Origin of the sequence: Halorubrum sp. Ea8, from assembly GCF_002252925.1 — an archaeon.
GTDB lineage: Archaea > Halobacteriota > Halobacteria > Halobacteriales > Haloferacaceae > Halorubrum.
The window spans coordinates 22,441-22,673 of the sequence record NZ_NHPF01000083.1 but is presented as its reverse complement, the minus strand read 5'-3'; the positions used below and the strand labels follow the sequence as shown (position 1 = coordinate 22,673).

Below are 233 nucleotides of genomic sequence, written 5' to 3'. Positions count from 1 at the left end.
CGCGACCGCGGTCGCGCCCTCGGGGACCCGGACCACGTCTTCGACCGACGGCTCGTCGGTCGGCGCGTCGCCCGGCGCGTCGGGCGTGTCGGCGCCGCCGGAGCCGCCGGAGCCGGAGCCACCGGAGCCGCCGGCGGGGCCGGTGCCATCACCGTCACCGCCGTCACCGCCGTCACCACCGTCACCTCCGTCACCGCCGTCACCACCGTCACTTCCGTCACCACCGTCACCGC

At 78.1% G+C, this 233-nt stretch carries 1 protein-coding gene; it reads right to left on the bottom strand.

Annotated elements, in window-relative coordinates; translation table 11 throughout:
- The coding region (locus DJ74_RS20020) for a hypothetical protein (RefSeq protein WP_176451332.1) at nucleotides 1–233 on the bottom strand (233 nt) is incomplete at both ends.